General features: G+C 71.2%; 26 protein-coding genes. 16 read left to right on the forward strand and 10 right to left on the reverse strand.

Translation table 11 applies throughout. The features are described 5' to 3' along the window. Window positions 1-60: 60 nt before the first annotated feature. From ptsP to HLH48_RS05390, 3 genes are read left to right on the forward strand one after another with little or no spacing between them, the layout of a single operon-like run. Window positions 61-2622 carry a phosphoenolpyruvate--protein phosphotransferase gene (gene ptsP, locus HLH48_RS05380; RefSeq protein WP_182996478.1) on the forward strand — a complete coding sequence of 854 codons (2562 nt, stop codon included), beginning with the start codon at window positions 61-63 and terminating at the stop codon, window positions 2620-2622. Next, on the forward strand, window positions 2622-3590 hold the full coding sequence (gene pfkB, locus HLH48_RS05385; protein ID WP_182996602.1) for a 1-phosphofructokinase: 969 nt from the start codon (window positions 2622-2624) through the stop codon (window positions 3588-3590). The genes ptsP and pfkB overlap by 1 nt, the downstream gene beginning before the upstream one ends. Continuing rightward, window positions 3587-5347: a PTS fructose transporter subunit IIC gene (locus HLH48_RS05390; protein ID WP_182996479.1), complete on the forward strand. Its 1761-nt coding sequence runs from the start codon at window positions 3587-3589 to the stop codon at window positions 5345-5347. Before pfkB ends, HLH48_RS05390 begins: the two co-directional genes overlap by 4 nt. Before the next feature lie 18 nt (window positions 5348-5365). Here the strand turns inward: HLH48_RS05390 and HLH48_RS05395 are convergent, their stop codons facing one another. Next, entirely contained in the window at window positions 5366-6238 is an 873-nt protein-coding gene (locus tag HLH48_RS05395; protein ID WP_182996480.1) for an EcsC family protein, read from the reverse strand. Window positions 6239-6427: 189 nt separating this feature from the next. Between HLH48_RS05395 and HLH48_RS05400 the strand changes: the two genes are divergently transcribed. Beyond that, the gene (locus tag HLH48_RS05400) at window positions 6428-6952 is read left to right on the forward strand and encodes a hypothetical protein (protein ID WP_246386950.1); all 525 of its coding nucleotides are present in this window, start codon (window positions 6428-6430) and stop codon (window positions 6950-6952) included. A gap of 39 nt (window positions 6953-6991) precedes the next feature. Here the strand turns inward: HLH48_RS05400 and HLH48_RS05405 are convergent, their stop codons facing one another. The 3 genes from HLH48_RS05405 to HLH48_RS05415 all read right to left on the reverse strand — a co-directional run bounded on the left by HLH48_RS05405 (window position 6992) and on the right by HLH48_RS05415 (window position 8717). Further along, window positions 6992-7867, reverse strand: coding sequence for an SDR family oxidoreductase (locus HLH48_RS05405; protein ID WP_182996481.1), 876 nt, complete (start codon window positions 7865-7867; stop codon window positions 6992-6994). A 136-nt stretch (window positions 7868-8003) separates the two neighbouring features. Continuing rightward, window positions 8004-8420 (reverse strand): EVE domain-containing protein, encoded by a 417-nt coding sequence (locus HLH48_RS05410; protein ID WP_182996482.1) that lies wholly within the window; start codon window positions 8418-8420, stop codon window positions 8004-8006. 3 nt (window positions 8421-8423) lie between these two features. Beyond that, window positions 8424-8717 (reverse strand): YciI family protein, encoded by a 294-nt coding sequence (locus HLH48_RS05415; protein ID WP_182996604.1) that lies wholly within the window; start codon window positions 8715-8717, stop codon window positions 8424-8426. A 136-nt stretch (window positions 8718-8853) separates the two neighbouring features. Here HLH48_RS05415 and HLH48_RS05420 point away from each other — a divergent pair, with 136 nt between their 5' ends. Genes HLH48_RS05420 through HLH48_RS05460 form a run of 9 tightly spaced genes read left to right on the forward strand, consistent with a single transcriptional unit; the run spans window position 8854 to window position 14684 of the window. After that, on the forward strand, window positions 8854-9699 hold the full coding sequence (locus HLH48_RS05420; protein ID WP_373320228.1) for a heme ABC transporter permease: 846 nt from the start codon (window positions 8854-8856) through the stop codon (window positions 9697-9699). Further along, window positions 9696-9851: a hypothetical protein gene (locus HLH48_RS05425; protein WP_182996484.1), complete on the forward strand. Its 156-nt coding sequence runs from the start codon at window positions 9696-9698 to the stop codon at window positions 9849-9851. The genes HLH48_RS05420 and HLH48_RS05425 overlap by 4 nt, the downstream gene beginning before the upstream one ends. After that, window positions 9848-10378: a cytochrome c maturation protein CcmE gene (ccmE, locus tag HLH48_RS05430; RefSeq protein WP_182996485.1), complete on the forward strand. Its 531-nt coding sequence runs from the start codon at window positions 9848-9850 to the stop codon at window positions 10376-10378. Before HLH48_RS05425 ends, ccmE begins: the two co-directional genes overlap by 4 nt. 5 nt (window positions 10379-10383) lie before the next feature. Next, the gene (locus HLH48_RS05435; protein ID WP_182996486.1) at window positions 10384-12363 is read left to right on the forward strand and encodes a heme lyase CcmF/NrfE family subunit; all 1980 of its coding nucleotides are present in this window, start codon (window positions 10384-10386) and stop codon (window positions 12361-12363) included. Then, entirely contained in the window at window positions 12360-12938 is a 579-nt protein-coding gene (locus HLH48_RS05440; RefSeq protein ID WP_182996487.1) for a redoxin domain-containing protein, read from the forward strand. The genes HLH48_RS05435 and HLH48_RS05440 overlap by 4 nt, the downstream gene beginning before the upstream one ends. An 8-nt stretch (window positions 12939-12946) precedes the next feature. After that, window positions 12947-13420, forward strand: coding sequence for a cytochrome c-type biogenesis protein (locus tag HLH48_RS05445; protein WP_182996605.1), 474 nt, complete (start codon window positions 12947-12949; stop codon window positions 13418-13420). A 7-nt stretch (window positions 13421-13427) separates the two neighbouring features. After that, window positions 13428-14147 (forward strand): c-type cytochrome biogenesis protein CcmI, encoded by a 720-nt coding sequence (gene ccmI, locus HLH48_RS05450; protein WP_182996606.1) that lies wholly within the window; start codon window positions 13428-13430, stop codon window positions 14145-14147. A 28-nt stretch (window positions 14148-14175) separates the two neighbouring features. Continuing rightward, a complete protein-coding gene (locus tag HLH48_RS05455; protein WP_182996488.1) occupies window positions 14176-14472 on the forward strand; it encodes a hypothetical protein in 297 nt (98 codons plus the stop codon). A gap of 59 nt (window positions 14473-14531) precedes the next feature. Further along, the gene (locus tag HLH48_RS05460) at window positions 14532-14684 is read left to right on the forward strand and encodes a DUF1674 domain-containing protein (protein WP_182996489.1); all 153 of its coding nucleotides are present in this window, start codon (window positions 14532-14534) and stop codon (window positions 14682-14684) included. On the opposite strand, the gene HLH48_RS05465 is transcribed toward HLH48_RS05460, so the two are convergent. From HLH48_RS05465 to HLH48_RS05475, 3 genes are all read right to left on the reverse strand, one after another. Continuing rightward, window positions 14685-15206 (reverse strand): hypothetical protein, encoded by a 522-nt coding sequence (locus HLH48_RS05465; protein WP_182996490.1) that lies wholly within the window; start codon window positions 15204-15206, stop codon window positions 14685-14687. A gap of 58 nt (window positions 15207-15264) precedes the next feature. After that, the gene (locus tag HLH48_RS05470; RefSeq protein WP_182996491.1) at window positions 15265-15471 is read right to left on the reverse strand and encodes a (2Fe-2S)-binding protein; all 207 of its coding nucleotides are present in this window, start codon (window positions 15469-15471) and stop codon (window positions 15265-15267) included. A gap of 71 nt (window positions 15472-15542) precedes the next feature. Beyond that, window positions 15543-16715, reverse strand: a complete 1173-nt coding sequence (locus HLH48_RS05475; protein WP_182996492.1) for a serine hydrolase domain-containing protein — start codon at window positions 16713-16715, stop codon at window positions 15543-15545. A gap of 100 nt (window positions 16716-16815) precedes the next feature. Here HLH48_RS05475 and HLH48_RS05480 point away from each other — a divergent pair, with 100 nt between their 5' ends. From HLH48_RS05480 to HLH48_RS05490, 3 genes are read left to right on the forward strand one after another with little or no spacing between them, the layout of a single operon-like run. Further along, window positions 16816-19518, forward strand: coding sequence for a M16 family metallopeptidase (locus HLH48_RS05480; RefSeq protein WP_182996493.1), 2703 nt, complete (start codon window positions 16816-16818; stop codon window positions 19516-19518). Window positions 19519-19529: 11 nt separating this feature from the next. Continuing rightward, a complete protein-coding gene (locus tag HLH48_RS05485; RefSeq protein ID WP_182996494.1) occupies window positions 19530-20465 on the forward strand; it encodes an arginase family protein in 936 nt (311 codons plus the stop codon). A gap of 49 nt (window positions 20466-20514) precedes the next feature. Beyond that, window positions 20515-21714, forward strand: coding sequence for an MFS transporter (locus tag HLH48_RS05490; protein WP_182996495.1), 1200 nt, complete (start codon window positions 20515-20517; stop codon window positions 21712-21714). 268 nt (window positions 21715-21982) lie between these two features. Here the strand turns inward: HLH48_RS05490 and rpsA are convergent, their stop codons facing one another. From rpsA to aroA, 3 genes are all read right to left on the reverse strand, one after another. Continuing rightward, on the reverse strand, window positions 21983-23695 hold the full coding sequence (gene rpsA / locus HLH48_RS05495) for a 30S ribosomal protein S1 (protein WP_182996496.1): 1713 nt from the start codon (window positions 23693-23695) through the stop codon (window positions 21983-21985). A 236-nt stretch (window positions 23696-23931) separates the two neighbouring features. Next, complete coding sequence (gene cmk / locus HLH48_RS05500) at window positions 23932-24588, reverse strand: (d)CMP kinase (protein ID WP_182996497.1); 657 nt, start codon at window positions 24586-24588, stop codon at window positions 23932-23934. Beyond that, a complete protein-coding gene (aroA, locus tag HLH48_RS05505; protein WP_182996607.1) occupies window positions 24585-25934 on the reverse strand; it encodes a 3-phosphoshikimate 1-carboxyvinyltransferase in 1350 nt (449 codons plus the stop codon). Before aroA ends, cmk begins: the two co-directional genes overlap by 4 nt. Window positions 25935-26073: the final 139 nt, after the last annotated feature.

Genomic DNA, 26073 nt, shown 5'->3' on the forward strand with positions numbered 1-26073 from the left:
AACGTTTTCCCTATTTTTCAAATAAGAATTTCTAAAATAAGAAGACGGAGCGGCCAGCGAATGTCCCCCACCCCATCCTTCGGCCGCGAGGTCGAAACCCTGATCAGAATCGATGCCCGCGCGGCGGACAAGGAAGACGCCATTCGCCAGGCGGGGCAGTTGCTGGTCGCCGCCGGCTGCGTGGCCCCCGGCTACGAAGAGAGCATGATCCGGCGCGAACAGGTGGCCAACACCTATCTCGGCTCGGGCGTCGCCATCCCGCACGGCACGGGCGAGGACAAGGGGCTGGTGCGGCGCGACGGCATCGTGGTCCTGCAATTCGTCGATGGCATCACATGGAATCCCGGGCAGGTCGCCCACCTGGTCGTCGGCATCGCCGCCGGCTCGGACAGCCATATCGCGATCCTCCGCCGCCTGACGCGCCTGATCCAGAACGAGGACCGCCTGCGCGCGCTGGCCACGACGCACGACCCGGAGGTCATCGCCGCCGCCCTGCGCGACGAGTCCCCGGCCCCCGCCCCCACCGGCGCCGCCGAGGATTATCCCGAACGGGTCGAGTGGATCGTCGACTATCCCACCGGCCTGCACGCCCGTCCGGCCTCCACCTGGTCCGAAACCGCCAAGGGCGCCGGCGCGCCGCTGCGCGTGCGCCATGGCACCGAGGCCGCCGATCCCCGCAGCCTGGTCGCGCTGCTGCAACTCGGCCTGAAGGCTGGTGACACGATCGTGATCTCGGCCGGCGGCGCCAACGCCCGCGCGGCGCTGGACCGGTTTCACGGCGTCGTCACCCGGCTGACGGCGCAGGAAAAGGCCGACGCCGCCCGCGCGGCGGAAAAGGCGGCGGCGGCGGCCAAGGCCGGGCCGCTGAAGGGCTGGACGCCGGTCGGCACGCCCCGCCTCGTCACCGGCGTCGCCGCCAGCCCCGGCCTGGCCATCGGCCGGATCCACATCCTCGCCGCCACCGAGGCCGACGTGCCGGACAAGCCGGTCGATCTCGCGGCCGGCGGCGCGCTGCTCAACGGCGCGCTGGTCCGCACGCGCGCGCAGATGGCGGCGCTGGTCGACGAGACGACGCGCCGCCTGGGCGCCGGCGACGCGGCGATCTTCGTCGCGCAGGCCGGCCTGCTCGACGATACGGACCTCATCACGCTGACCTGCCAGATCATGGTCGAGGGCCACGGCGTCGCCTGGTCGTGGCACGAGGCGATCGAGCGGATGGCGACGCAGCTCGCCTCGCTCGGCAACCCGGTCCTGGCCGCGCGGGCGGCCGACCTGCGCGATGTCGGGCGCCGCGTCCTGGCGCAGATCGATCCCGACCTCGGCACCGGCACGCTGGCCGACCTGCCGGAGGAACCCTGCATCCTGGTCGCCTCCGACCTGTCGCCCTCCGACACGGCCACACTGGACATCGACCGCGTGGCCGGCATCGCCACCGCGCTGGGCGGCCCGACCTCGCACAGCGCGATCCTGGCGCGCACGCTGGGCCTGCCCTCGGCCGTGGCGGGCGGCCCCGGGCTGCTGGCCCTGGCGCCCGGCACCACGGCGATCGTCGATGGCGATACCGGGCGCATCTGGCTCGACCCGGCTGAAGCCGACCTGGAATCGGCCCGCGCATGGCTGGCCGAGCGCGCCCGCCTGCGCGCGGCGGAGGAAGAAAAGCGCGCCAACCCCGCCGAGACGACCGACGGACATCGCGTCGCCATCGGCGCCAACGTCAACCGCCCCGACCAGGTGGCGTTCTGCCTGTCGCAGGGGGCCGAGGGCGTCGGCCTGATGCGGACCGAGTTCCTGTTCCTCGAACGCGGCGAAACCCCCAGCGAGGACGAGCAGTACACGGTCTATCGCGACATGATCGAGGCCCTGGGCGACCGCCCGCTGATCGTGCGCACGCTCGATATCGGCGGCGACAAGCAGGTGCCGCATCTCGACCTGCCGCACGAGGAGAATCCCTTCCTGGGCGTGCGCGGCGCCCGGCTGCTGCTGCGCCGGCCCGACCTGCTGGACCCGCAGTTGCGCGCGCTCTACCGGGCGGCGAAGGCGGGCGGCGAACTGCTGATCATGTTCCCGATGATCACCTCGGTGCCCGAACTGGTCGCGCTGCGCGGACGGTGCGAGGCCATCCGCGCCGAGTTCGACGCGCCGTCGGTGCCGATCGGCATCATGATAGAGGTCCCTGCCGCGGCGGTGCAGGCCCATGTCCTGGCGGAACATGCCGATTTCTTCTCGGTCGGCACCAACGACCTCACGCAATACACCCTGGCCATCGACCGGCAGAACCCCGAGCTGGCCAGCGAGGCCGACAGCCTGCACCCCGCCGTGCTGAACCTGATCGCGCAGACGGTCGAGGGCGCGCGCCGCCACGGCCGCTGGGTCGGCGTGTGCGGCGGCCTGGCGGGCGACCCGTTCGGCGCGGCGCTGCTCACCGGGCTCGGCGTCGACGAACTGTCGATGACCCCGCGCGACATCCCCGCCGTGAAGGCACGGATCCGCGGCACCAGCCTGGCCGACCTGCGCGCCCTGGCCGCGCGGGCATTGCAGGCCGGCACCCCCGACGCCGTCCGGGCCCTGGACGGCGCCCCGACCACGGCTCCGGACGCGGCGCCGGCCGGAAAGGAATCGTGATGCGCATCGCCACCGTCAGCTTCAACCCGGCGATCGACCAGACCATCACGGTCGATCACCTGACCCCCGGCGAAGTCCACCGCGCCCGCGCCGTGCGGCAGAACGCGGGCGGCAAGGGCGTCAACGTCGCAAGCTGCCTCGCCGACTGGGGCATCGCGGTCACCGCCTTCGGCCTGCTGGGCCGCGACAATGCGGAATCGTTCCAGGCCCTGTGCGCGGAAAAGCAGATCGTCGACCGTTTCCTGCGCATCCCCGGCGCCACCCGCGTCAATCTCAAGATCGTCGACGACCGCGACACCACCGACATCAACATGGACGGCGCCACCGTCGATGCCGTCGCCGTCGAACGGCAAAGCGCGCAGATCGAGGATTTCGCCGGCTCCGACAGCCTGATCGTCCTGTCCGGCAGCCTGCCGCCCGGCTGCCCGCCCGATCTTTATGCCGGCCTGATCGCCCGGCTGCGCAAAAAGGGCGCGCGGGTGCTGCTCGACACCAGCGGCACGCCGCTGATGCTGGCGCTCCAGGGCGACACGCCGCCCGACATCGTCAAGCCGAACCTGCGCGAACTCGCGGACTGGGCGGGCGAACCCGTCGCCACGGCCGACGACGCCCAGCGCGTCGCGGCCCGGCTGCTGGCCAGGGGGGTCGACCTGGTGGTGGTCTCGATGGGGGCGGACGGCGCGCTGTTCCTTTCGGGCACGACCGCGCTCACCGCGCGCCTGCGGGCGGAGTCGGTCACCAGCACCGTCGGCGCGGGCGATTCCATGGTCGCGGGCCTGGTCGCCGCGCTGTCCGATGGCCTGGCGCTGCCGGACATCGCGCGCCTGTCCACCGCCTTCGCGGTCGGCAAGCTCGGCCTGGCCGGCCCCAATCTGCCGGGCCGCGACGCGGTCCGGGCCCTGATGGGCAAGGTAACGATCGCAACAGCCGGACGCACAGAAGCCGGCGGGGCGGGAGAGACAACATGAAGCACATACTGGCCGTCATCGAAGCAGGCGAGGAAAGCGTCACCGGCGTCCTCGCGGGCGAGGCCCTGCGCCGCGCCGCGCGCGAAACCGGCCGCACGCTGGATATCGAGATCCGCACCGCGCACGGCGTCCTCGCCCCGCTGCCCGACGACGCGCCGGGCGCCGACGACACGCTGCTGCTGGTCGGCTCCAGCGGCCAGGCCGGCGACGCGCTGGCCGCCCGCGCCAACCGCCACCTGACGCTCGAAGCCGTGCTGGCCGACCCGGCCCGCGCGCTGGACGGGCTGGACACCGCCGCCCCGGCCGCCGCCCCCGCCGCCAAGTCCACGGCCCAATCCACGGCGCAATCCACGGCCGGGCATCCGCCGCGCATCGTCGCCGTCACCTCCTGCCCCACCGGCATCGCCCATACCTTCATGGCGGCCGAGGGCCTGCAAGAGGCGGCCCGCCAGCTCGGCTACCCGCTGCGCGTCGAAACCCAGGGCTCGGTCGGCGCGGGCGATCCCCTGACCGAGCAGGAAATCGCCGACGCCGACCTGGTGCTGATCGCCGCCGACCGCGAGGTCGACCGCGCCCGCTTCGGCGGCAAGCGCGTCTATGTCACCGGCGCCAAGCCGGCCATCACCGGCGGCGCCGCCGTCATCGCCAAGGCCCTGGCCGAGGCGACGGTGCAGCCCGTCTCCGGCGCATCCGGCGGGGCGTCCCAATCCTCGGGGCGCGGCGAGCGGGCCGGCCCGTACAAGCATCTGATGACGGGCGTGTCCTTCATGCTGCCCTTCGTCGTGTCCGGCGGCCTGCTCATCGCCATCGCCTTCGCGCTGGGCGGCATCCACGCCAACGACGCCACGTCGGCGGGCACCCTGGCCCATACCCTGTTCACCATCGGGGCCAAGGCCGGCTTCGCGCTGATGGTCCCGGCGCTGGCGGGCTATATCGCCTTCTCGGTGGCCGACCGTCCGGGCCTGGCCCCGGGCATGATCGGCGGCATGCTCGCCGCCAACCTCAATGCGGGCTTTCTCGGCGGCATCGCGGCGGGCTTCGTCGCGGGCTACGCGGTGGACGGGCTCAATCGCCTGATCCGCCTGCCCAAGACCCTGCAAGGGCTGAAGCCGATCCTCATCCTGCCGCTGCTGGGCACGCTGGTCACCGGCCTGCTGACGGTCTACGCCATCGGCGCGCCCGTCGCCGCCCTGCTGGCCTTCCTCACCGAATGGCTGCGCGGCATGCAGGGGTCCAGCGCGATCCTGCTGGGGCTGATCCTGGGGGCGATGTCCGCCTTCGACATGGGCGGCCCGGTCAACAAGGCCGGCTATGCCTTCTCGGTCGGGCTGATCGGCAGCGCGGTCTACACGCCCATGGCCGCGACCATGGTCGCCGGCATGGTGCCGCCGCTGGCGGCGGCGCTGGCCACGCGCCTGTTCCGCGCCCGCTTCTCGGTCGAGGAGCGCGAGGCCGGGGCGACGGCGGCGGTGCTGGGCCTGGCCTTCATCACCGAGGGCGCCATTCCCTTCGCCGCCCGCGACCCCCTGCGGATGATTCCCGCCATGATGGCGGGCTCGGCGACGGCGGGCGCGATCTCGATGGTCGCGGGCGTGGAACTCAAGGTGCCGCATGGCGGCATCTTCGTCCTGCCCATTCCCGGCGCCGTCACGCATCTGGGCGCCTATGTGGTGGCGCTGCTCGCCGGCACGGTCATCAGCGCGGTGCTGATCGGCCTGCTGATGCGCGCGCCCGTCCGGGCCGAAAAGCCGGCCTGACCTCCCCTCCGGGAGCGGTCAGAACGCCTCGCTCGCGCCGGTCATGCCGGCGCGCAGCGATTCGGCGGTCCGCCGCACTTCCGGCCCATGTTCGCGTTCCAGCCGCCGGATGGTGAAATGCGCACGCGCCAGGGCGCGATAATGCGCCATGAACGCGGCGTTCAGCGACGCGCCGCACAGGGCGCCCGCCACCGGCATCATCTGCACGGCCAGCTTGCGCGACAGGCCCAGCCCGTAATGCGACGCCACCTCGGACACCAGCATCACCACCGGCCGGCCGCGCAGCATCGCGCGCGCCGAGAAATATCCCAGCTCGCTCTCCTCGTCGGACCGCCCGACCGGAAAGGCCCGCAGCGCGAAGACTTCCAGGCAGGCGCGCCGCGCATCCTGGGTGGACAGGTCCTCGCCCTCCTCGCGGGCGATGCGGGCGATCTCGCGCATGATCGTCAGCGTGGTGAAGGTGACATCGGGCAGCAGGCCGGCAATGCCGGCAAACCCGCCGACCGCGCCCGAGACCGCCACCGCCGCCTGGAGCGCCGGCCCCCGCCAGGCCGGCGCGGCAAGCGGCACGGGCGCCGCCGCCGGCGCCTCGGCCGATTCGAGTACCGCCAGCTCGCCCTTCAGCGGCGTCATGCCGACGATCGCGACATCAAAAGCCCGTGAAATCGCGCTTTCGGCGATTCCCTTCAGCTTGGCCTGCATGGTGGGGGCCATGCCCAGGCCCCGCATGCCCAGCAGCGCGGCCTGGCCGACGGCCCCGCCCATCAGGTCCGCCAGCCGCACCAGCACCCCACGGCCCGATTCGACCTTCTCCAGCGCGCGCTGCAACTCGGCGATCGCCGGGGCGTCCAGCACCAGTGGAGCGATCTCGCCCCCGGTTCGAATGGTCATTCCCCAACCCTCCTGCCGATCCCATGCCCCCGCTCACGATGGGGGAGTTCTGCTTTATCAAGCATATTACCCCTCTCGCAAATCCGACGTCACGCCGTATATGGTTGGTCACGCAGGGCCGCCATGCCCTGCCGGGAATGGCCGGTCCGACCGCGGCCCGGGCACAGTCCGAACGCAAGGAGAAACCCCATGGATGCGATCAAGGCCCCACGGCCCGCCGGACGGACGACGCGCCTGGCCATGCTGCTCGGCACCGGCCTGGCCCTGCTGGCCGGCCCGGGCGCGATGGCCGCCCCGCGCCACGCCGCCGCCCCGGCCGCGCGCACCGGCACGCTGAACGCGCCGGTCTCCGCCGCGCTCGGCACGCCGGCGGCCGGTCCCCATGGCGACCCGACCGTCGATCCCGACAATCCCCCCGCCCCGCCCCCTCCCGACGGCTATCAGGTGGTGCAGGACGAGGACGTGACGGCCGAAACCTTCAGCCCCGCCGTCACGGCGCTGCACGGGCCGGGCCTGCCCTCGATCGAGGCCCGCCAGACCCCGCGCGACGATCGGGACGTCCCCTCGCATTTCAGCGTCTTCGGCGTGCCGGTCAAATTCGACGCCCCGGTCCAGCCCTCGTACAACGCGGACTTCACCTATTCCACCTACGCCGGCCAGCCCGGACGCGGCATCAACGCCATCGGCGCGGAAGGCGCCGCCGGCCAGCCATAGGGGCTACGCCCAAGCACGGGGCATCAACCCGCGCGTCCGTCAGGCTCCGAAGAACCGGACCAGCGTGTCGCGCAACGGGGTGGTCGGGCGCCCGATCAGCCGCGCCAGTTCGCCGCCCTCGTCGAACAGCGCCCCCCGCGCCACGCCGGCATCCGTATCGGAGAGGATTTTCGCGAAGATCTCCGGCACGCCGGCCGCGAGCACCGCGGCCCGAAACGCCTCCGCGTCCATGTTCCGATAGCCGATCGCCCTGCCGGAAATCTCCGCGGCAAGCGCCGCGAAATCCGCCAGCGTGAAGGACGTATCGCCCGCCAGTTCGTAGATCCGGCCGGCATGCTCGCCGCCGGCCAGCACCGCCGCCGCCGCCCGGGCATAATCGGCGCGGGCGGCGGACGAAATCCGCCCCTCGCCGGCCGCGCCCATCAACTGGCCCCGTTCGAGGGCGAGCGGCAGCCGCCACGTATAGACCTCGCTGTACCAGCCGTTGCGCAGCAGCACGAACGGCACGCCGGACTTCGCCAGGTCCGCCTCCGTCTCCCGATGCTCGGCCGCGAGGAACAGCGGCGACGTGTCGGCATGCAGAATGCTCGTATAGGCGATCAGACCGACCCCCGCGTCCTTCGCGGCGGTGATGACATTGCGATGCTGCGCCGCGCGCCGGCCCAGTTCGCTGCCGGAGATCAGCAGCAGGCGCTCCACGCCCGACAGCGCGGCGGCCAGCGTCTCCGGTCGGGAATAATCGGCGACGCGCAGCGCGACGCCCTTCTCGCCGATGGCCCGCGCGGCGTCCTTCGCCGGATCGCGCACGCCCGCGACGATGGCACCGGCCGGCACCGTCTCCAGCAATGCGTCGATGACGTGCTGTCCAAGCTGGCCGGTGGCACCGGTGACCAGAAGCTTAGGCATTGTCGGCATGATCGATCTCCCTAATGGTTCCTGATTGACAGAAGGTCACTAGGTGAGACCGACAGAAGTGTGAAGGAGGCATGTTTTCGGGACAGGGTGCGGCGGAGGTAACCCTCTCGGGAGCCGCCCCGCCGAAACGGGATGGCTACGGCCCCGCCCAGCCGCCCATGCGGCACAGATACGTCCACTGCGCATCCGACACCGGCACCACCGACAGGCGCGACTGGCGCACCAGCGCCAGGTCGGCCAGCGCCGGATCGGCCTTGATCGCCGCCAGCGTCACCGGCCGGGGCATCGGCCCTACCGCGCGCACGTCGACGCAGACCCACGCTCCGCCCTCCGCCGTCGGGTCGGGATAGGCCTCGCGCACGATCTCGACCACGCCCACGATCTCGCGGCCGACATTCGAATGATAGAAGAAGGCCCGGTCGCCGCGCGCCATCGCCATCAGGTTGCGCTTCGCCTGGTGGTTGCGCACCCCCGTCCAGGGCTCGACGCCATGGGCCACCTGCTGGTCCCACGAAAACGCATCGGGTTCGGATTTCACAAGCCAGTGCGCCATCGGCTATTCCACCAGCGCGCCATCGCGGAAGACCGGGCGAAAGGGGCGGATCACCACGCTTTCGAACACGTCGGCCTTGGCATACGGATCGCTGGCGGCAAAGCCCTCGGCCGTCGCGCGGTCCGCCACGTCGATCAGCAGCATGGTGCCGCAGGGCCGTCCGTCCGCGCCCATCAGCGGGCCACCCTGGATGATCCGGTCCTGATAGGCCTGGAGATAGGCCAGATGCTGCGGCCGCGTGGCGATGCGTGTCTCCAGCGCCCCCGGCTTGTCGGTGCAGATGATGGCGAACAGCATGGAAATTCCCTTCCGGAAACGCGCGCGGGCCCGAGAGACGACCATCGCGCCGGCGTGGCCGGCGCGGGTCGTGCCTTTCTTCGCATGTTCGTGTAGGAACGGGAAGCGAAACGCCCCAGACCAGGAGCCCCCGCCCATGGGGGAGAACGAGACCGTCTTGAACGCCACACCCAGCCTCGCCGCACGCACGGGCAATTTCCTTCACCGCTACGCCAATCCGGGGCGGTTTCTCCGGCTGGGCGCGCGCCTGCAACCCTGGCTGACCTGGCCCGCCATCGTGCTGTCGGTCGCGGGCATCGTGTGGGGCCTGTTCCTGTCCCCCGCCGACTGGCAGCAGGGCGACAGCGTGCGCATCATGTATGTCCATGTGCCGGCCGCATGGCTGGCCTCGTCGGGCTACATGGGCCTGGCGGTCTGCTCGCTGCTGTCGCTGGTCTGGCGCCATCCGCTGGCCGACCTCGCGGCGGTGGAAATCGGGCCGGTCGGCGCCTCGGTCACCGCCATCTGCCTCGCCACCGGCTCGCTGTGGGGCAAGCCGATGTGGGGCACCTGGTGGGTGTGGGACGCGCGGCTGACCTCGGTGCTGGTGCTGTTCTTCCTCTATCTGGGCCATATCGCGCTGATCCGCGCCTTCGACGAGCCGCAGCGCGGCTATCGCGCCGCCGCGATCCTCGGCCTGGCCGGCGCGGTCGACCTGCCGATCATCAAGTTCAGCGTGCAATGGTGGAACACCCTGCACCAGCCCGACAGCATCACCCTGACCGCCGCCCCCACCATGTCGACCGCCATGCTGTGGCCGCTGCTGGTCTGCACGCTGGGCTTCACGCTCGGCTTCGCCGCCATCCTGGTGGCCCGCCTGCGCGCCGCCGTCATGGAAAGCCGCGTCCGCACGGCGCTGGCCATGCGCCGGGCCGACCCGCACGACGCCACCCGCGAGCCGGACCGCGAGCCGGACCGCGACCTGGGCGGAGCCGTCGCATGACCCACCTGCCCTACATCGCCGCCGCCTACGGGCTGACCGTCGGGCTGGCCGTCCTCCTGGGCACCAGTGCCGCGCTGCGCCTGCGCCGCGCCCGCGCCCGCCTGGCGGCGGTCGAGCGCCCCGCCCGCGCCACGAGGACCAACGCGCCATGACCCGCAAGAGCCGTCGCCTGTGGCTGGTCGGCGGGTGCCTGGTCGGGCTGGGCACCGCCACCGCGCTGACCCTGAGCGCCTTCTCCTCCAACATCGTCTTCTTCATGGCGCCGTCGCAGGTCCACGCCCACCCGCCGGCCGCCGACCGCACCATCCGGCTCGGCGGCATGGTGGTGGCCGGCTCGGTGCGCCAGAGCAAGACCGGCGACACCCCGGTCAACCAGTTCGACGTGACCGACGGCCAGGATGCCGTCACCGTGCGGTACGAAGGCATCCTGCCCGACCTGTTCCGCGAGGGGCAGAGCGTGGTGGCGGTCGGCAGCCTGCAGGCCGACGGCGCGTTCCGCGCCAGCGAAGTGCTGGCCAAGCACGACGAAACCTACATGCCCAAGGAAGTCGCCGAGGCCCTGCGCCGCAGCGGCAAGTGGGACCCGCGCTACGGCAAGCCCCCCGACGCCGCGAGCTGGAACAGCATGGCCGCCAGCGGCACGGGCCCCGACAAAGCTGCCCCGCAGCATGGAAGCTGACTGACATGACCCCGGAACTGGGAAATTTCGCCCTCGCGCTGGCCTGCTGCCTCGCGGCCGGGCAGGCGGTGCTGCCGCTGGTCGGCGCGCAGCGCCGCGATCCGCGCCTGATGGCGCTGGCCCCCGCCCTGGCCATCGGGCAGTTGATGGCGCTGCTCTATTCGTTCGCCTGCCTGGTCGATGCCGCGATCCGCGACGATTTCTCGGTCCAGAACGTCGCGGCCAACAGCGCGGCCGCCAAGCCGCTGCTGTACAAGATCACCGGCGTCTGGGGCAACCACGAGGGCTCGATCCTGCTCTGGGCCCTGATCCTGGGCCTGTGCGGCGGCGCGGTGGCGCTGTTCGGCCGCACCCTGCCCTCCGCCCTGCGGGCGCGGGTGATCGCGGTGCTGGGCGGGGTCTCGGCGGGCTTCCAGCTTTTCTGCCTCACCACCTCCAACCCGTTCGACCGGGTCTGGCCGGCGCCGATGGACGGCCAGGGCATGAACCCGCTGTTGCAGGATCCCGGCCTCGCCTTCCATCCGCCCATTCTCTACACCGGCTATGTCGGTTTCGCGGTGCCGTTCGCCTTCGCCATCGCCGCCCTGATCGAGGGCCGGGTCGATGCCGCGTGGGGCCGCTGGGTCCGTCCCTGGGCGGTCGCGGCCTGGTGCTTCCTCACCTGCGGCATCGCGCTGGGGTCCTGGTGGTCGTACTACGTGCTGGGCTGGGGCGGCTACTGGTTCTGGGACCCGGTGGAAAACGCCTCCCTGATCCCGTGGCTGACCGGCACCGCCCTGGTCCATTCCGCCATCGTGGTGGAAAAACGCGAGGCGCTGAAGATCTGGACCGTGCTGCTGGCCATCGGCACCTTCTCCTTCTCGCTGTCCGGCACCTTCCTGGTGCGCTCGGGCATCCTCAATTCCGTCCACGCCTTCGCCAACGACCCCGCGCGCGGGGTCTTCATCCTCGGCCTGCTGGGGCTGGTGATCGGCGGCTCGCTGCTGCTGTTCGCCCTCCGCGCCCCGCGCCTCACCGCCGGCGGCGTGTTCGCCCCCGTCTCGCGCGAGGGGCTGCTGGTGCTCAACAACATCCTGCTGTGCTCGATCTGCGCGGTGGTGCTGACGGGCACGATGTATCCGCCCTTCATGTCCCTGCTGTTCGGCCGCACGATCTCGGTCGGCAAGCCGTTCTTCGACGCCACGGCGGCACCGATGGCGATCCCGCTGATGGCCTTCATGGGGCTGGGCCCGATGATGCCGTGGAAGCGCGCGCAGCTCTGGCCAATCCTGCGCCGCCTGTGGTGGGCCGGCGCCGCGACCGTGCTGGCCTTCGCCGTCCTGGTCTGGCGGGTCCACGACCTGCTGCCGCTGCTGGCCGCCACCGGGGCCGTCTGGGTCATCGCCGGCAGCATCGCCGACATCGCCGAGCGCATCCGCCTGTTCCGCCTGCCCCTGGGCGCGAGCTGGCAGCGCGCCCGCATGCTGCCGCGCGCGGCGCTGGGCGCGGCGCTGGCCCATGCCGGCGTCGGCGTCGGCGTGCTGGGGCTGGCCGCGATGTCGCAGGCCCAGCACCGCATCGTCGAGGTCCATGTCGGCCAGACCGAAATGCTGGCCGGCGACGCCTGGACGCTCACCGGGGTCCGCGCCGCGCCGGGGCCCAACTACACCGCGCTGGTCGCCACGATCGAGGTCCGGCATCATGGCCGCCTGGTCACCGTGCTGCACCCCGCCAAGCGCACCTTCGCCAGCCAGAACCAGACGACGACCGAGGTCGCCATCCACACCAACCTGCTGTCCGACCTCTATGGCGTGCTGGGCGACCGGCATGAGAACGGCACCGACGTCACCTACGTGCTGCGCCTGCATTACAACCCGCTGGCGCCCTGGATGTGGCTGGGCGGGCTGATCATGGCGCTGGGCGGGGCCCTGTCCCTGTCCGACCGGCGGATGCGCGTGGGCGCTCCCCGCCGCGCCGCGACCGCCGGCCTGGCGGCCACGCCATGACCGAGGCCGCATCCCCCCCCAACCCGGCACGCCGGCGCCTGCTGATGGCCGCCCCCCTGGTCGTCGCGGGCGGTGCCGGTGTCGCGTTCTGGCGCATGCTGTCGGGCATGCGCCAGGGGTCGTTCGACCCGCACGACATCCACGCGCCGGCGCTCGACCGCCCGGTGCCGGACTTCGCCCTGCCCGGCCTGCCGCCGGCCCAGGGTTTCGGCGCCGCCGACCTGCGGGCGCTCAAGGCGCCGGTGCTGGTCAATTTCTTCGCCTCCTGGTGCATTCCCTGCGTCGCCGAGATGCCGCAGCTCAACGCGCTGAAGGACCGGTTGCCGATCTGGGGCATCGCCTACAAGGACAAGCCGGCCGAGGCACAGGGCTTCGTGCGGCGCGCCGGCAATCCCTACGCCCGCATCGCCAGCGACCTGTCGGGCATGACCGCGATCGACTGGGGCGTGTCCGGCGTGCCGGAATCGTTCCTGATCGGCCCGGGCGGCATCATCCGCTGGCATTCCGCCGCCGCGCTGGACGAGGCCACGGCCCGGCGGACGCTGCTCCCCCTCGCCGCGAGCCTGCGCTCGTGACCGCCGCCATGCGCCGGCTGGCCGCCATGCTGGCCACCGTCCTGGCCCTGGCCGTCGGTCTCGCCCCCCTGGCCGCGATCGCGGTCGACGACCCGTCGGAAATGCTGTCCGACCCCGCGCAGGAAGCCCGCGCCGAGGCCATCGGGGCGCAACTGCGCTGCCTGGTCTGCCAGAACGAATCGATCGAGGACAGCAGCGCCGGCCTGGCCCGCGACCTGCGCCACGTGGTGCGCGAACATGTCGCCAGGGGCGAATCCAACCGCCAGATCATGGACTGGATGGTCGATCGCTACGGCAATTTCATCCGCCTGAAACCGCCTTTGACTATCGGCACGGTCCTGCTGTGGCTGATGCCGGTCCTCGCCCTGCTGGTCGGCGGCGTCGTCGCCTTCCTGTCCTTCCGCCGCGCCCGCGGCACCGGCCCTGCGCCACTGAGCGACGACGAGCGCGCGCGCCTGACCGACCTGACCCGACCGCGCTGAGATAATGATGATCTGGATTGGCATTTTCCTGCTCAGCGCCGTGGTGCTGCTGCCTTCTCTCCTCGCCTTCCGCCGCACGACCCGCCTGCGGGACGAACGGGAATCGGCCATGCTGCTGCATCGGGCCCAGCTCGCCGAGCTGGACCGCGACCGCGAGAGCGGCCTGATCGCCGACGGCGAGCACGCGGGCGCGCGGCTGGAAATCCAGCGCCGCCTGCTCGCCTCCGACGCGGCGTCCGCGCGCGGCCTCGGCCGCTCCGTCACCACCCCGGTTGTCATGGCCTGCCTGCTGCTGCTGCCGCTCACCGCGACGGGCCTCTATCTGCTGTGCGGCCACCCGACGCTGCCGGCGCAGCCGCTCGCGCCCCGCCTGGCGGCCCAGAAGGCGCAGGACAGGCGCGACGACGCGCTGCTGGCGGAACTGCGCGCCGGCCTGGCCCGGATGTCGCCCGACGATCCCAATCGCTTCCAGGGCTTCCTGCTGCTGGGCCAGGCCGAGGCCGCGCGCGACCATTACGCGGCGGCGGCCGAGGCCTGGCGCCAGGCGATGACGATCCGCTTCATCCCCGAGATCGCGGTCCGCGCGGCCGAGGCCCAGACCCTGGCCGACGGCCGCGTCAGCCCCGAAAGCGCCGCCCTGTTCCGCCGCGCGCTGGACGCCGCCCCCGCCGACGCCCCGTGGCGCATGGCCGCCCAGCAGCGGATCGCCCAGTCCGAGCATCAATGACCACGGCGGCAGCCTCCAGGAAGCCCTCATGATCGAACCCGTCGCCGGCACCGTCGAGCAATGTCCGTTCTGCCACCGCACGATTCGCGGCACGGCCGAAATCTGCCCCCATTGCGGCGCGGAACGGCGGTTCGGCCCCACCCTGCGCGAAAGCGTGCTGACCTTCGCGGTCGGCGTGACGGCCGGCCCGGTCTTCATGCTGCTGATCGGCGCGGGCACCACGCTGGCCGTCCTGGCGGCGGCGATCGGCGGCCTGCTCGGCTTCTTCGTGGCCCATTCCCGCCATGCCGGCGACCGCTGGATCAAGCCGCCCGGCAAGCCCTGACCCGGCCGATCACACGCCCGTTCCTTGCCCGCCGCCGCGACTCCGGCCATTCTGGCGCCATGACCAGCACCGATCGAAAAGAAGACGAAGCCCCCGCCACCCCGGCTCCGGACGCGCCCGCCTCCGAGGCCCGGGAATATGGCGGCCCCAAGGAGAAGCAGCCCACCCGCTACGGCGACTGGACGGTCAAGGGCCGCTGCATCGATTTCTGACTACAGCCCGCCCTGTTCCTGCATCCGCCCGAAGCGCGCGCGGGCGGCCTGCCGATGGCCCGGCGGCCGCACCTCGCACGAGATCAGATAGATCCCGGCGACGAAGATGACATTGGCCAGCGAATTGAACCACAGCGCGATCTCGAAATGCGGCGGCGCGCTGGCGCCCTGATACAGCGCATAGATCGCGAACGGGATCGAAAGCGGCCGCATGCCCGACAGCATCACGCGCAGCGGGTTCATATGCCCGGGCCGCACCAGCGGCCGCACCCGGTTGATCCCGACATAGAATGCCAGCCCCAGGCACCAGACCAGCACGTTGAACATCGCGTCGCTGATCGACATGTGCCCGACGACGATCATGGCGATGATCGACGCCGCCGACAGCATGATGGCGCCGAACTGAAAACTCATCCCCAGGGCCATCGCGGGCAGCCGCTCGGGCAGGCGGTCGGCGAAAGGCTGGAACACCCGGTCCAGCAGCCACACGTCGAACTGATTGATGCGATCACCAAAAGACATGCGGACCTTGTATCAAGCCGCCCCCGCCGCCGCATCCCCTTTTCGGAACCCGCCCGCCTCAAACGGCGGGCAGGGCCTCCGTCGCCGCCATGTCGGCCCGCGCCTGGAGCGCGCGGCGCAGCAGGCACAGCATGCCGGGCACGCAATTGCCGCACTGCGCCCGGCAGCCGCGCGACGCATAGATCTCGCGCGGGCGGGTCGCCCCGCCCTCCACCGCGTGTTCCACATCATGATCGGTGAGCATATTGCAAGAACAGACAAACATCAGGGCGTCTCATCTCCGTGCCCCTCCCTTCAAGCACGAATGATAATGGTTCGCAATAGCATTCTCATCGCCTACCCGACGCCATAGACCGCGTCGCGGACCGCGTCGGGATACGCCCCCGCCATGCCGGCCAGCGCGGTATTGCTGATCATCACGATCGAAGCGCCACGCGCCGGATCGGCGATCCATTGATGGCCATAGACCCCGCCCCAGGTGAATCCGCCGCGCGAAACCGGCGTCCGCGCCCGCGCCGGGTCATCGACGACCGCCGCCCCGACCGCGAAGCGCATGCCGTCGTTCAGCGGCCCCATCGACAGGTCCCCGATGGCGTTCCGCCCGAACAGCGCGACACTCTCCGCCGACAGGATCGGGCCGCCGCCCCGGCACAGCGCATCGACGAAGCGCAGGAATTCCTCGGCCGTCCCCACCATGCCGCCGCCGCCCGAGGGATAGGATCGCGGGTCCAGCACCCGCCCGGGCGCGAACACGATCTCGCTCACCTTGCCGCCACCCAACTGGCGCGGCATCACGTATCGCGCCCCCATCGCCACCGGCACCGGCCGCGCATCGGCATAGGCGGGGCACAGCGCCGCCGGATCGGGCACCGCGAAGCCGGTGCGCTCCCAGCCCAGCTTCGCGCCGACATGGCGCCGCACCAGTTCGGGCAGCGGCGCATCGCCCGCGCGCTCCAGCACCCCGCCCATCACATCCAGCGCCAGCGAATAGGCCCAGCCCGCCCCGGGCGCGAACAGCAGCGGCACCGTCGCCAGGCGGGCCAGGTTGTCGTCCAGCGCCATCCCCGGCTCGGCGATCCCGTCCGAGACTCCGGCGCGGACATAAGGGTTGTCGTCACGCGGGAACGAAAACCCGTAGGACAGGCCGGCCGTATGCGTCAGCAGGTGCCGCAGCGTGATCGCCGGCACCGAGCCGTCGGCACAGGCGGGGCGGAAATCGGGCAGGTAGCGCGTCACCGCGTCCTCCAGCGACAGCGCGCCCCGCTCGGCCAGCGCCAGCGCCACCGCCGTCACCACCGGCTTGGTCAGCGACGCCAGGCGGACCAGCGTATCGGGCCGCATCGCCTCGTCCGCCTCGCGATTCGCCAGCCCGGCCGCGCGCCGCACCGTCACCCGTCCGTCCACCGACACCATCACCGCGGCGCCCACCAGCCGTCCGCGCGCCACCGCCGCTTCCATCACCCGGCCGACACGCTCGTCCATTCCCGCATCCGGCATGGCCTCGCTCATCGCATCCTCCCTTGTCCGTTCCCTCGCATGCCTGCTTCCCGGTTTTCAGCCGGGCGCCCCGCGTCTACGCTGTCCGGGTCAGCAGGAGTCCCCGTTCATCATGACAGCACGCCTGGCCACCACCGCATTAAGCCTTTCCCTGGCCCTCCTGGCCATGCCCCTGCCCGGGTCGGCCCGGGCCGACGCCCCGCCTCCCCGCCCCCTGGCCGCCGTCGCCGACACCGCCGTCCGCGCCACCCTGCCCAACGGGCTGCGCGTGGTGGTGGTGCGCGACCGGCTGGCCCCGGTGGTCACGACCGAGGTCAATTACCTGGTCGGCTCCAGCGAGGCGCCGAAAGGCTTTCCCGGCACCGCCCACGCGCTGGAACATATGATGTTCCGCGGCAGCGCCGGGCTGGACAAGGACCAGTTGGCGGCCATCGGCGCCCGCCTGGGCGGCAGCTACAACGCCGACACGACCGAGAACGTCACCCAGTATTTCTACACCGCCCCGGCCGAGGACCTCGACGTCATGCTGCGCATCGAGGCCCTGCGCATGCGCGGCCTCACCCTGGCCGACGCCGATTGGGAGAAGGAACGCGGCGCGATCGAGCAGGAAGTGGCGCGCGACCTCTCCAGCCCCAGCTACCAGTATCTCACTCGCCTGCAATCGATCCTGTTCGCCGGCACGCCCTATGAGCATGACGCGCTGGGCACCCGCCCCTCCTTCGACAAGACCGACGCCGCCCTGCTGCGCCGCTTCTACGATTCCTGGTACGCGCCCAACAACGCCATCCTGGTCATCGCCGGCGACGTGGACCCCGACCGCGCGATCGCCCGGGTCAGGGCCATCTTCGGCGACATCCCCCGCCGCGCGCTGCCCGCGCGCTCGCCCGTCCAGCCGGGCCCGATCACGGCGCAGACCCTGCATTTCCCCACCGACTATCCCGTGGGCCTGGCGACGGTCGCCTGGCGCATGCCCGGCCTGCAATCGAAGGATTACGCAACCGCACAGATCCTGGCCGACGTGCTGACCAGCCAGCGCGGCGCGCTCTACGACCTCGTGCCCTCCGGCAAGGCCCTGTTCGCCGGCTTCGAATTCGCGCCCAAGGCCGATGCCGGCATCGGCATCGCGGTGGCCGCCTATCCCCGCACCCAGGACCCGGCCCCCCTGCTGGCCGAAATCAACGGCATCATCGCCGCCATCCGCGACAAGGGCGTGCCCCCCGACTTGGTCGAGGCCGCCCGCCGCAAGGAACTGGCGCAGATCGGCTTCTCGGCCAACAGCATCAGCGGCCTGGCCGAAACCTGGTCGCAGGCGCTGGCGGTGATGGGGCTGGACTCGCCCGACGCCCTCGGCACCGCGCTGAAGGCCGTCACGGTGGACGACGTCAACCGCCTGGCCCGGCAGATCCTCGACCCGCGCCAGGCCGTCACCGCCCTGCTGACACCGGAGGATTCCGGCCACCCGGTCGCCGGCAAGGGCTTCGGCGGCTCCGAATCCTTCGCCACCCCGCCCGACCACCCGGTCCCCCTGCCCGACTGGGCGCACGAGGCCCTCTCGACGGTCAACCTGCCGCCGCCGGTCGGCCTGCCCGCCGTCTTCACCTACCCCAACGGGCTGCGGCTGATCGTCCACCCGGCGCATGTCAACCACACCGTGTCGGTCTATGGCCAGATCCGCCAGAACGCGAACATGCAGGAGCCCAAGGGCCAGGACGGCATCGCCGCGATCACCGATGACCTGTTCAGCTACGGCAGCCAGTCGCTCGACCGGCTCGCCTTCCAGAAGGCGCTGGACGACATCGCGGCCACCGAAAGCGCCGGCCCCGGCTTCAGCGTCTCGGTCCTGACGCCCGATTTCGAAAAGGCCACGCAATTGCTGGCCGACAACGAACTGCATCCCGCCCTGCCCGACCGCGCGTTCCAGGTGGTCCGCATGCAGACGGCCCAGTCCTATGCCGGGCTGCTGACCTCGCCGAGCTACCTGTTCGGCCGCGCGGTCAGGGCCGCCGTCTCGCCGGCGGGCGACCCCACGCTGCGCCAGCCCGACCCACGGAAGATCATGGCGCTGAAGGCCGCCGACGTCCGCGCCTTCTACGCCAGCGCCTACCGGCCCGACCTGACGACCATCGTGGTGGTGGGCGACGTCACGCCCGAACAGGCGCACGCCGTCATCGGCCGCACCTTCGGCGCCTGGCCCCGGCCCGCCGGCCCCACCCCGGCCGTGGACCTGCCCCCCCGCCCCGACAGCCGCGCCTCGCGCACCCAGGTGCCCGACCGCACCAGCGTGCAGGATAGCGCGGTCCTGGCCGAAAGCCTGGGCCTGACCGCCCAGCACCCCGACCATTTCGCCCTCGCCGTGGGCAACGAGATCCTGGGCGACGGCTTCTCGTCCCGCCTCTACCGCGACCTGCGGGTGCGCACGGGCTATGTCTATTCCGTCAGCAGCAGCTTCTCCTGGTCGCGCCATCGCGGCGGCTACAGCATCAGCTTCGGCGCCGACCCCGACAAGGTCGCCCGCGCGCGCGACGCCGCCCTGCACGACCTCCAGACCATGCGGGACCACCCCGTGACCGACGCCGAACTGACCCTGGCCAAGGCGTCCCTGCTGCGCGGCCTGCCGCTGGCCCGCGCCAGCCTGGATTCCATCGCGTCGGAAGACCTGCACCTGATCGAACTCGGCCTGCCGCTCGACACCCCCGACCGCGCCGCCCACGCCTATTACGACATGACGGCCCCCGCCGTGCAGGCCGCCTTCCGCACCTGGGTCCGCCCGCGGGACATGGCCGAAATCGTCAAGGGGCCGACACCCACGCCATGAGGGCAGGAGCGATGAGCCGACGCGCCCCCCCGCATCCCGTCGCGCTCATCGCGGCACCGACGAATCTCGGCCTGCGCCCCGGCCCCGCCGGCAAGCTGGCCGGAACGACGCGCGCGCCCGCCGCTCTCGAACATGCGGGCCTCTCGCGGGCCCTGGGTGCCGCGTGGGCACCCGGCCTCGCGGCAATGGAGTACAGCCGCGATGCCCAGGGCGGATCGCGGATCCGCAATGCCGATTCACTCCGCGCCTTCACTCTCAAGCTCGCATCCATCGTGGAAAACAGCCTGAAAGCAGGACAATTTCCCCTCGTCGTCGGCGGGGATTGCAGCAACCTGCTGGGTTGCCTGCTGGGCCTGCGACGCCACGGCGGACGGGGCCTGATCCATATCGACGGGCATAGCGACTTCTTCCACCCCGGCAATTACGACGACGCCTGTTCCCTCCGCTCCGCCGCCGGCATGGATCTCGCGCTCGCCACCGGCCGGGGCGAGCCCGTGCTGACCGAGTGGCCCAGCATCAACGGCCCGCTCGTAGCGGATGCCGACGCCTGCCAGATCGGCGAGCGCGAGAGCGAGGACACCGACTATCCGTTTTCCGAACTGGACCACCTCACCATCGGCAGGATCCTCATCCGCCGGTTTCACCAGCTCGGCCCCACGGCCGCCGCGCATCAGGTCCAGGACTGGGCGGAGCGGCGCGGCATCACCCGGGCATGGATCCACCTCGATATCGACGTCATCGACCAGGCCCTGATGCCGGCCGTCGATTCTCCCGGTTCACCGGGCATGACGTTCCAGGAATTGGCCACGCTGCTCGGAATTCTTCTCGCGACGGGCCGCATCGCGGGCATGGACCTCGCCATCTATGATCCCGACATGGACCCGTCGGGGCACGACGCGGCATCCATCGTACACTGTCTCTCCGACGCCTTTCGCGGAAAACCATAGAGCAACGGATGAAACCACGCGCGCCCGGACGAGCCGGACCGGTCCGGACATGACCGGCGGAAGGAATTTCACACTCTTTCTCGCGGGATCGTCCCTGTCCGCCATCGGTACCGGCGCGGCCCCGGTCGCCCTCACCTTCGCGCTCTTCGCGGGCGGATCGGGAACGGAGCGCGTGAGTCTGGTCATGGCGGCGGAGGCCCTGCCGCTGATCGGTCTGCTCCTGCTGGGCGGCGCGCTGGCCGATCGTTTCGCGCCGCGCCGCATGATGATCGCGGCCGACCTGCTGCGCGCCTGCACGCAAATGCTCCTCGCCGCCCTTCTGGCCTACATGTCTGTGCCCGGCAGCGGCGCCTTCTATGCCGTCCTGGCACTCGTCACGATGCTGGGCGCGGGAACGGCGCTGGAGGCCCCCGGCCGCAACCGCTTTCTGACGCAGATCGTCAGCGCGGACGGCCTCCCCGCCGCCAACGGCCGCCTGATGGCGGCCTCCTCCGCGTCCGGCCTGATCGGACCCGCCCTCGGCGGCGCGCTCGTCGCGTCGGCCGGGGCATCATGGGCGGTGGCGCTGGACGGGCTGACCTATCTCGCCAGCGCCTGTCTCCTGACCCTGATACGCCCACCCGGCGACGAGACCGCGACAGACGCGGCGGATCCCTCCCTGCTTCGCTCGCTGCGGGACGGCTGGAGCGCATTCATCGCCCGGTCGTGGGTCTGGCTCATGGTCTGCCTGTTCGGGGCCATGCACCTGCTGTCCTGGGCACCGACCGAGGTGCTGGGCGCGCTTCTCTATTCCCACCAGCCAGGCGGCGCCCTGCATTGGGGGGCCCTGCTGTCGCTGATGGGCGGCGGCGCAATCATCGGCGCGATCATGGCGACGCGCGCCCGGCCACAACGCGCCATCCGGGCGATCTTGCTGTGGCTCCTGCTCTATCCGCTGCTGCCGATCGGCCTGGCGGCCGCCGCTCCCTACTGGGTCCAGGGCATCTGCGCCATACTCGGCGGAATCGAAATGGCGCATGTCAACGTCCTGTGGGAAAGCACGTTGCAACGCGCGATTCCGCCGGACCGCCTGTCGCGCGTCTCCGCCTACGACATGCTCGGCTCCTATTGCCTGATGCCGCTCGGCTACGTCCTGGCAGGCCCCCTGGCATCCGGACTGGGCGTTTCCGGCGCGCTGTGGTCCGGCGCCGCCCTGGTCCTGTTCGGCACGGCGTTTCTACTTTTCCGTCTTGGAACAGACGCGCCATAAGACAGCGGCGCAGATCCATGCCGCCATGCGATACGACTCATGGCGACGCCAGACCAATCACCCCGATCAGGTCAGGTCCAGCGCGGCTCACCAACATCGTACACGCGCAAGTCGCGATCTCCGACCATAGCTCCTTTGATGTGAATCCGCCCTGGCTCAAGGACATCCTCCGCGTCGCCATCCCCTCGCAAAAGACCGGAACCATCAAAAAGGGCGGTGCCGTTTCCGGCACCGCCCCTTCTTCGTTCAGTCCGTCAGGCCGGACCGATCAGGCGTCGGCGTTCCGACGACGGATCGCGGCGCTCAGGATGTCGCCCAGCGACGCACCGCTGTCCGACGAGCCATACTCGTTGATCGCCTGCTTGTCTTCCTCGACCTCGCGGCCGCGGATGGTCAGGGCCAGCTTGCGGGCGGCACGATCGACCGACACGATCTTCGCATCGACCTTCTCGCCGACGGCGAAGCGTTCCGGACGCTGGTCGGCCTTGTCGCGCGCCAGTTCGGCGCGGCGGATGAAGCCGGTCAGCACGTCGTCCACCTTCACCTCGATGCCGTTCGACTGCACGGCGGTCACGATGCAGGTGACGATGGCACCCTTCTGCACCTTGCCCAGCGCATCGGCGGCGGGGTCTTCATGCAGTTGCTTGATGCCCAGCGAGATACGCTCCTTCTCGACATCGACATCCAGCACCTTCGCCTGGACGACCTGACCCTTCTCGTAGTGGGTCATGGCGACCTCGCCGGTCTCGTCCCACGACAGGTCGGACATATGGACCATGCCATCGATGTCCGCCGACAGGCCGATGAACAGGCCGAACTCGGTGATGTTGCGGATCTCGCCCTCGACCGTGGAGCCGATCTTGTGCTCCTCGGCGAACTGCTCCCACGGGTTGCGCTGCACCTGCTTCAGGCCCAGCGAGATGCGGCGCTTGCCGCTGTCCACGTCCAGCACCATGACGTCGACTTCCTGCGAGGTCGCGACGATCTTGCCCGGATGGACGTTCTTCTTCGTCCAGGACATCTCGGAGACATGCACCAGCCCCTCGACCCCCGGCTCCAGCTCGACGAACGCGCCGTAGTCGGTGATGTTGGTGACGCGGCCGGAATAGCGGGCACCCGGCGGATACTTGATCGCCACGTTCTCCCACGGATCGGCCTCGAGCTGCTTCATGCCCAGCGAGATGCGCTGCGTATCCGGGTTGAAGCGGATGACCTGCACGCGCACCGGCTGGCCGATCTGCAACGCCTCGGACGGGTGGTTGATGCGCTTCCAGGCGATGTCGGTGACATGCAGCAGGCCGTCCACGCCGCCCAGGTCGACGAACGCACCATAGTCGGTGATGTTCTTGACCACGCCGTCCAGGATCATCCCTTCCTTCAGGCCCTGGATCAGCTCGCTGCGCTGCTCGGCGCGCGTCTCTTCCAGCACCGCGCGGCGCGAGACGACGATGTTGCCGCGCGCGCGGTCCATCTTCAGGATCTGGAACGGCTGCGGCACGCCCATCAGCGGGGTGACGTCGCGCACGGGGCGGATATCGACCTGGCTGCCGGGCAGGAACGCCATGGCGCCGCCCAGGTCGACGGTGAAGCCGCCCTTGACGCGGCCATAGATCGTGCCGTTGACGCGCTGGTTGTTCTCGAACGCCTTTTCCAGGTTCGTCCAGGCTTCCTCGCGCCGCGCCTTCTCGCGCGACAGGACGATCGAGCCGTCGCGGTCTTCATAACGCTCGACGAACAGTTCGATGACGTCACCCGGCTTCACGTCGGGCGACACGCCCGGCAGGCCGAATTCCTTGAGCGCGACGCGCCCTTCGCTCTTGAGGCCGACATCGACGATGGCGAATTCGTCGGTCAGGCGCACGACCCGGCCGGTGACGACCGAACCGTCGAACGCGGTGTCGCGGCCGAGGGTCTCGTCCAGCAGGGTCGCGAAATCTTCGCCGCCGAAATGATCGGCGGACTGTAAGGTGGCTGAAGCCATGAGGTACCTGTAAATCCTGTCTCCGGCACGGCGGGCGGACCGGATGTCTTGCGCACCGCCGGTCAGTGGCGGAACGACTTGCCCGGCTTGGTCCACGACCCCTGTCGCGACATGCCTGACGGCCGATACATCAGCGCGCCCCCAGGGCGGAACCGCGCGTGGGAAGCACAGACACCCTCGACCCCCGCCCTGTCAACACAAACCCGCGCAAATCCGCCCCGCAAGGCGCGATCCGTCTACACGGTGCCGAGAGCCCCGGCTCGCGCCCGCACCAGCCGCAGCGCCTCCGCCAGCACCTGCTCCGCGGTCAGGCGGTCGGTATCGATCACCACCGCGTCCTCGGCGGCCTTCAGCGGCGCCACGGCGCGGCCGGCATCGGCGGCGTCGCGCGCCACCAGTTCCGCCTCCACCCGCGCGATCTCGGCCTCGCGGTCCGGCGCGTTCCGGTCGCGCGCCAACTGCTCCCAGCGCCGGCGGGCCCGCGCGGCGGGCGAGGCGGTGATGAACAGCTTCACCTGCGCCTCGGGGAAGATCACGGTGCCGATATCCCGCCCGTCCAGCACCCCGCCGGAAGCCCGCGCGAAATCGCGCTGCACATCGACCAGGATCGCCCGCACCGCCTGCTGGGCGGCGACCAGGCTGGCCGCCCGATCGACCTCCGGCACCCGCAGGTCCCCGCGCGCCAAGTCCTCCGGCGTCACCCGCCGCGCCTGCTCGTCGGCCGGATGCGTCGCCGGGTCCAGCCCCGCATCCAGCATCCGCCGCCCCACCGCGCGATACAGCAGCCCGGTATCCAGGTACGGCAGCCCCAGCGCCTCGGCCAGCCGCCGGGCCAGCGTGCCCTTGCCGGCCGCCGCCGGCCCGTCGACCGCGATGACCAGCGCGCGGCTCATGCCGCCAGCCCCGCGCCGATGCCGTTCATCAGGGCGATGAAGCCGGGAAAGCTGGTGTCGATGAAGGCGGTATCATCCACCGTCACCGGCGCGGCCGCGACCAGGCCCAGCACGGTGGCGCTCATGGCCAGCCGGTGGTCCATCCGCGTCTCGACCAGCCCGCCGCCGGGCACCGCCCCGCCGGTGCCGGTCACCAGCATGTCGTCCCCGACCACCTCCACGGTCACGCCATTGCGCCGCAGCAGCGCCACGGTGGCCGACAGGCGGTCGCTCTCCTTCACCCGCAGCTCCTCCAGTCCGCGAAAACGCGACGGGCCGGCCGCATGGGCCGCGACCACGGCCAGAATCGGATATTCGTCGATCATCGACGGCGCGCGGTCGGCCGGAACGTCCACACCGCGCAGCGGCCCCGCCACCGCCGTCAGGTCGCCCACGGGCTCGCCGCCCTCCACCCGCTCGTTCGACAGGCGCAGGTCGGCGCCCATCTCGCGCAGGGTGGCGAACAGCCCGGTCCGCAGCGGGTTCAGCCCCACGCCCCGCACCGTCACCGACGATCCGGGCACCAGCAGCGCCGCCGCCAGCACGAACGCGGCCGATGACGGGTCGCCCGGCACGGCCACGTCCCGCGCCACCAGGTCCGGCCGCCCGGCCAGGGTAATCACCCGCCCGCCGGCCCCCAGCGGCGCGACCGACAGCTCGGCGCCGAAATGGCGCAGCATGTTTTCGGTATGGTCGCGCGTCGCCACCGGCTCCTCGACGCGCGTGGTGCCGGCGGCATTCAGCCCGGCCAGCAGCACGGCCGACTTCACCTGCGCCGACGCCACCGGCAGCCGATAGGACAGCGGCGCCGGCTCGGCCACCCCCTCGATCGCCAGCGGCAGGCGCCCGCCCGCCCGCGCGGTGAAGCGCGCCCCGGTGGCCGACAGCGGGTCGGTCACCCGCTTCATCGGCCGGCCGCGCAGGCTGCCGTCGCCGGTCATCACGGAAAAGATGCCGTGGCTGGCCAGGATGCCCGACAGCAGCCGCGCGGCGGTGCCGGAATTGCCCATGTCCAGCACGTCGTCGGGCTCCTGCAACGCGCCCAGCCCGCGCCCCGTCACCTGCCAGCGCCCGGGCGCCACGCGGGTGACGGTGGCGCCCAGCGCCCGCATGGCGGCGGCGGTGCGCAGCACGTCCTCGCCTTCCAGCAGGCCGGTGATCGCGGTCTCGCCACGCGCCAGCGCCGCGAACATCAGGGCGCGATGGCTGATCGACTTGTCGCCCGGCACCGCGACCGACCCGGAAAGCGGGGCGGTCGCCGAACGGACGGTCAACGGGCGCGAGGCCGAGGCATGCATGGTTTCCATGGGAGCAATCCCTTCCGGATTGTCGGCGGCGAAGTCAATGACCGGCATGCGTCCCGCCGACAAAAAAACGACGAAATGTCCGCGCCGCAACGATCATGGTTTGACAGGCGCCGCGCAAGCTGGCATGGGGCTCCGCCCT

The organism is Gluconacetobacter sacchari, from assembly GCF_014174255.1.
Classification (GTDB): domain Bacteria; phylum Pseudomonadota; class Alphaproteobacteria; order Acetobacterales; family Acetobacteraceae; genus Gluconacetobacter; species Gluconacetobacter sacchari.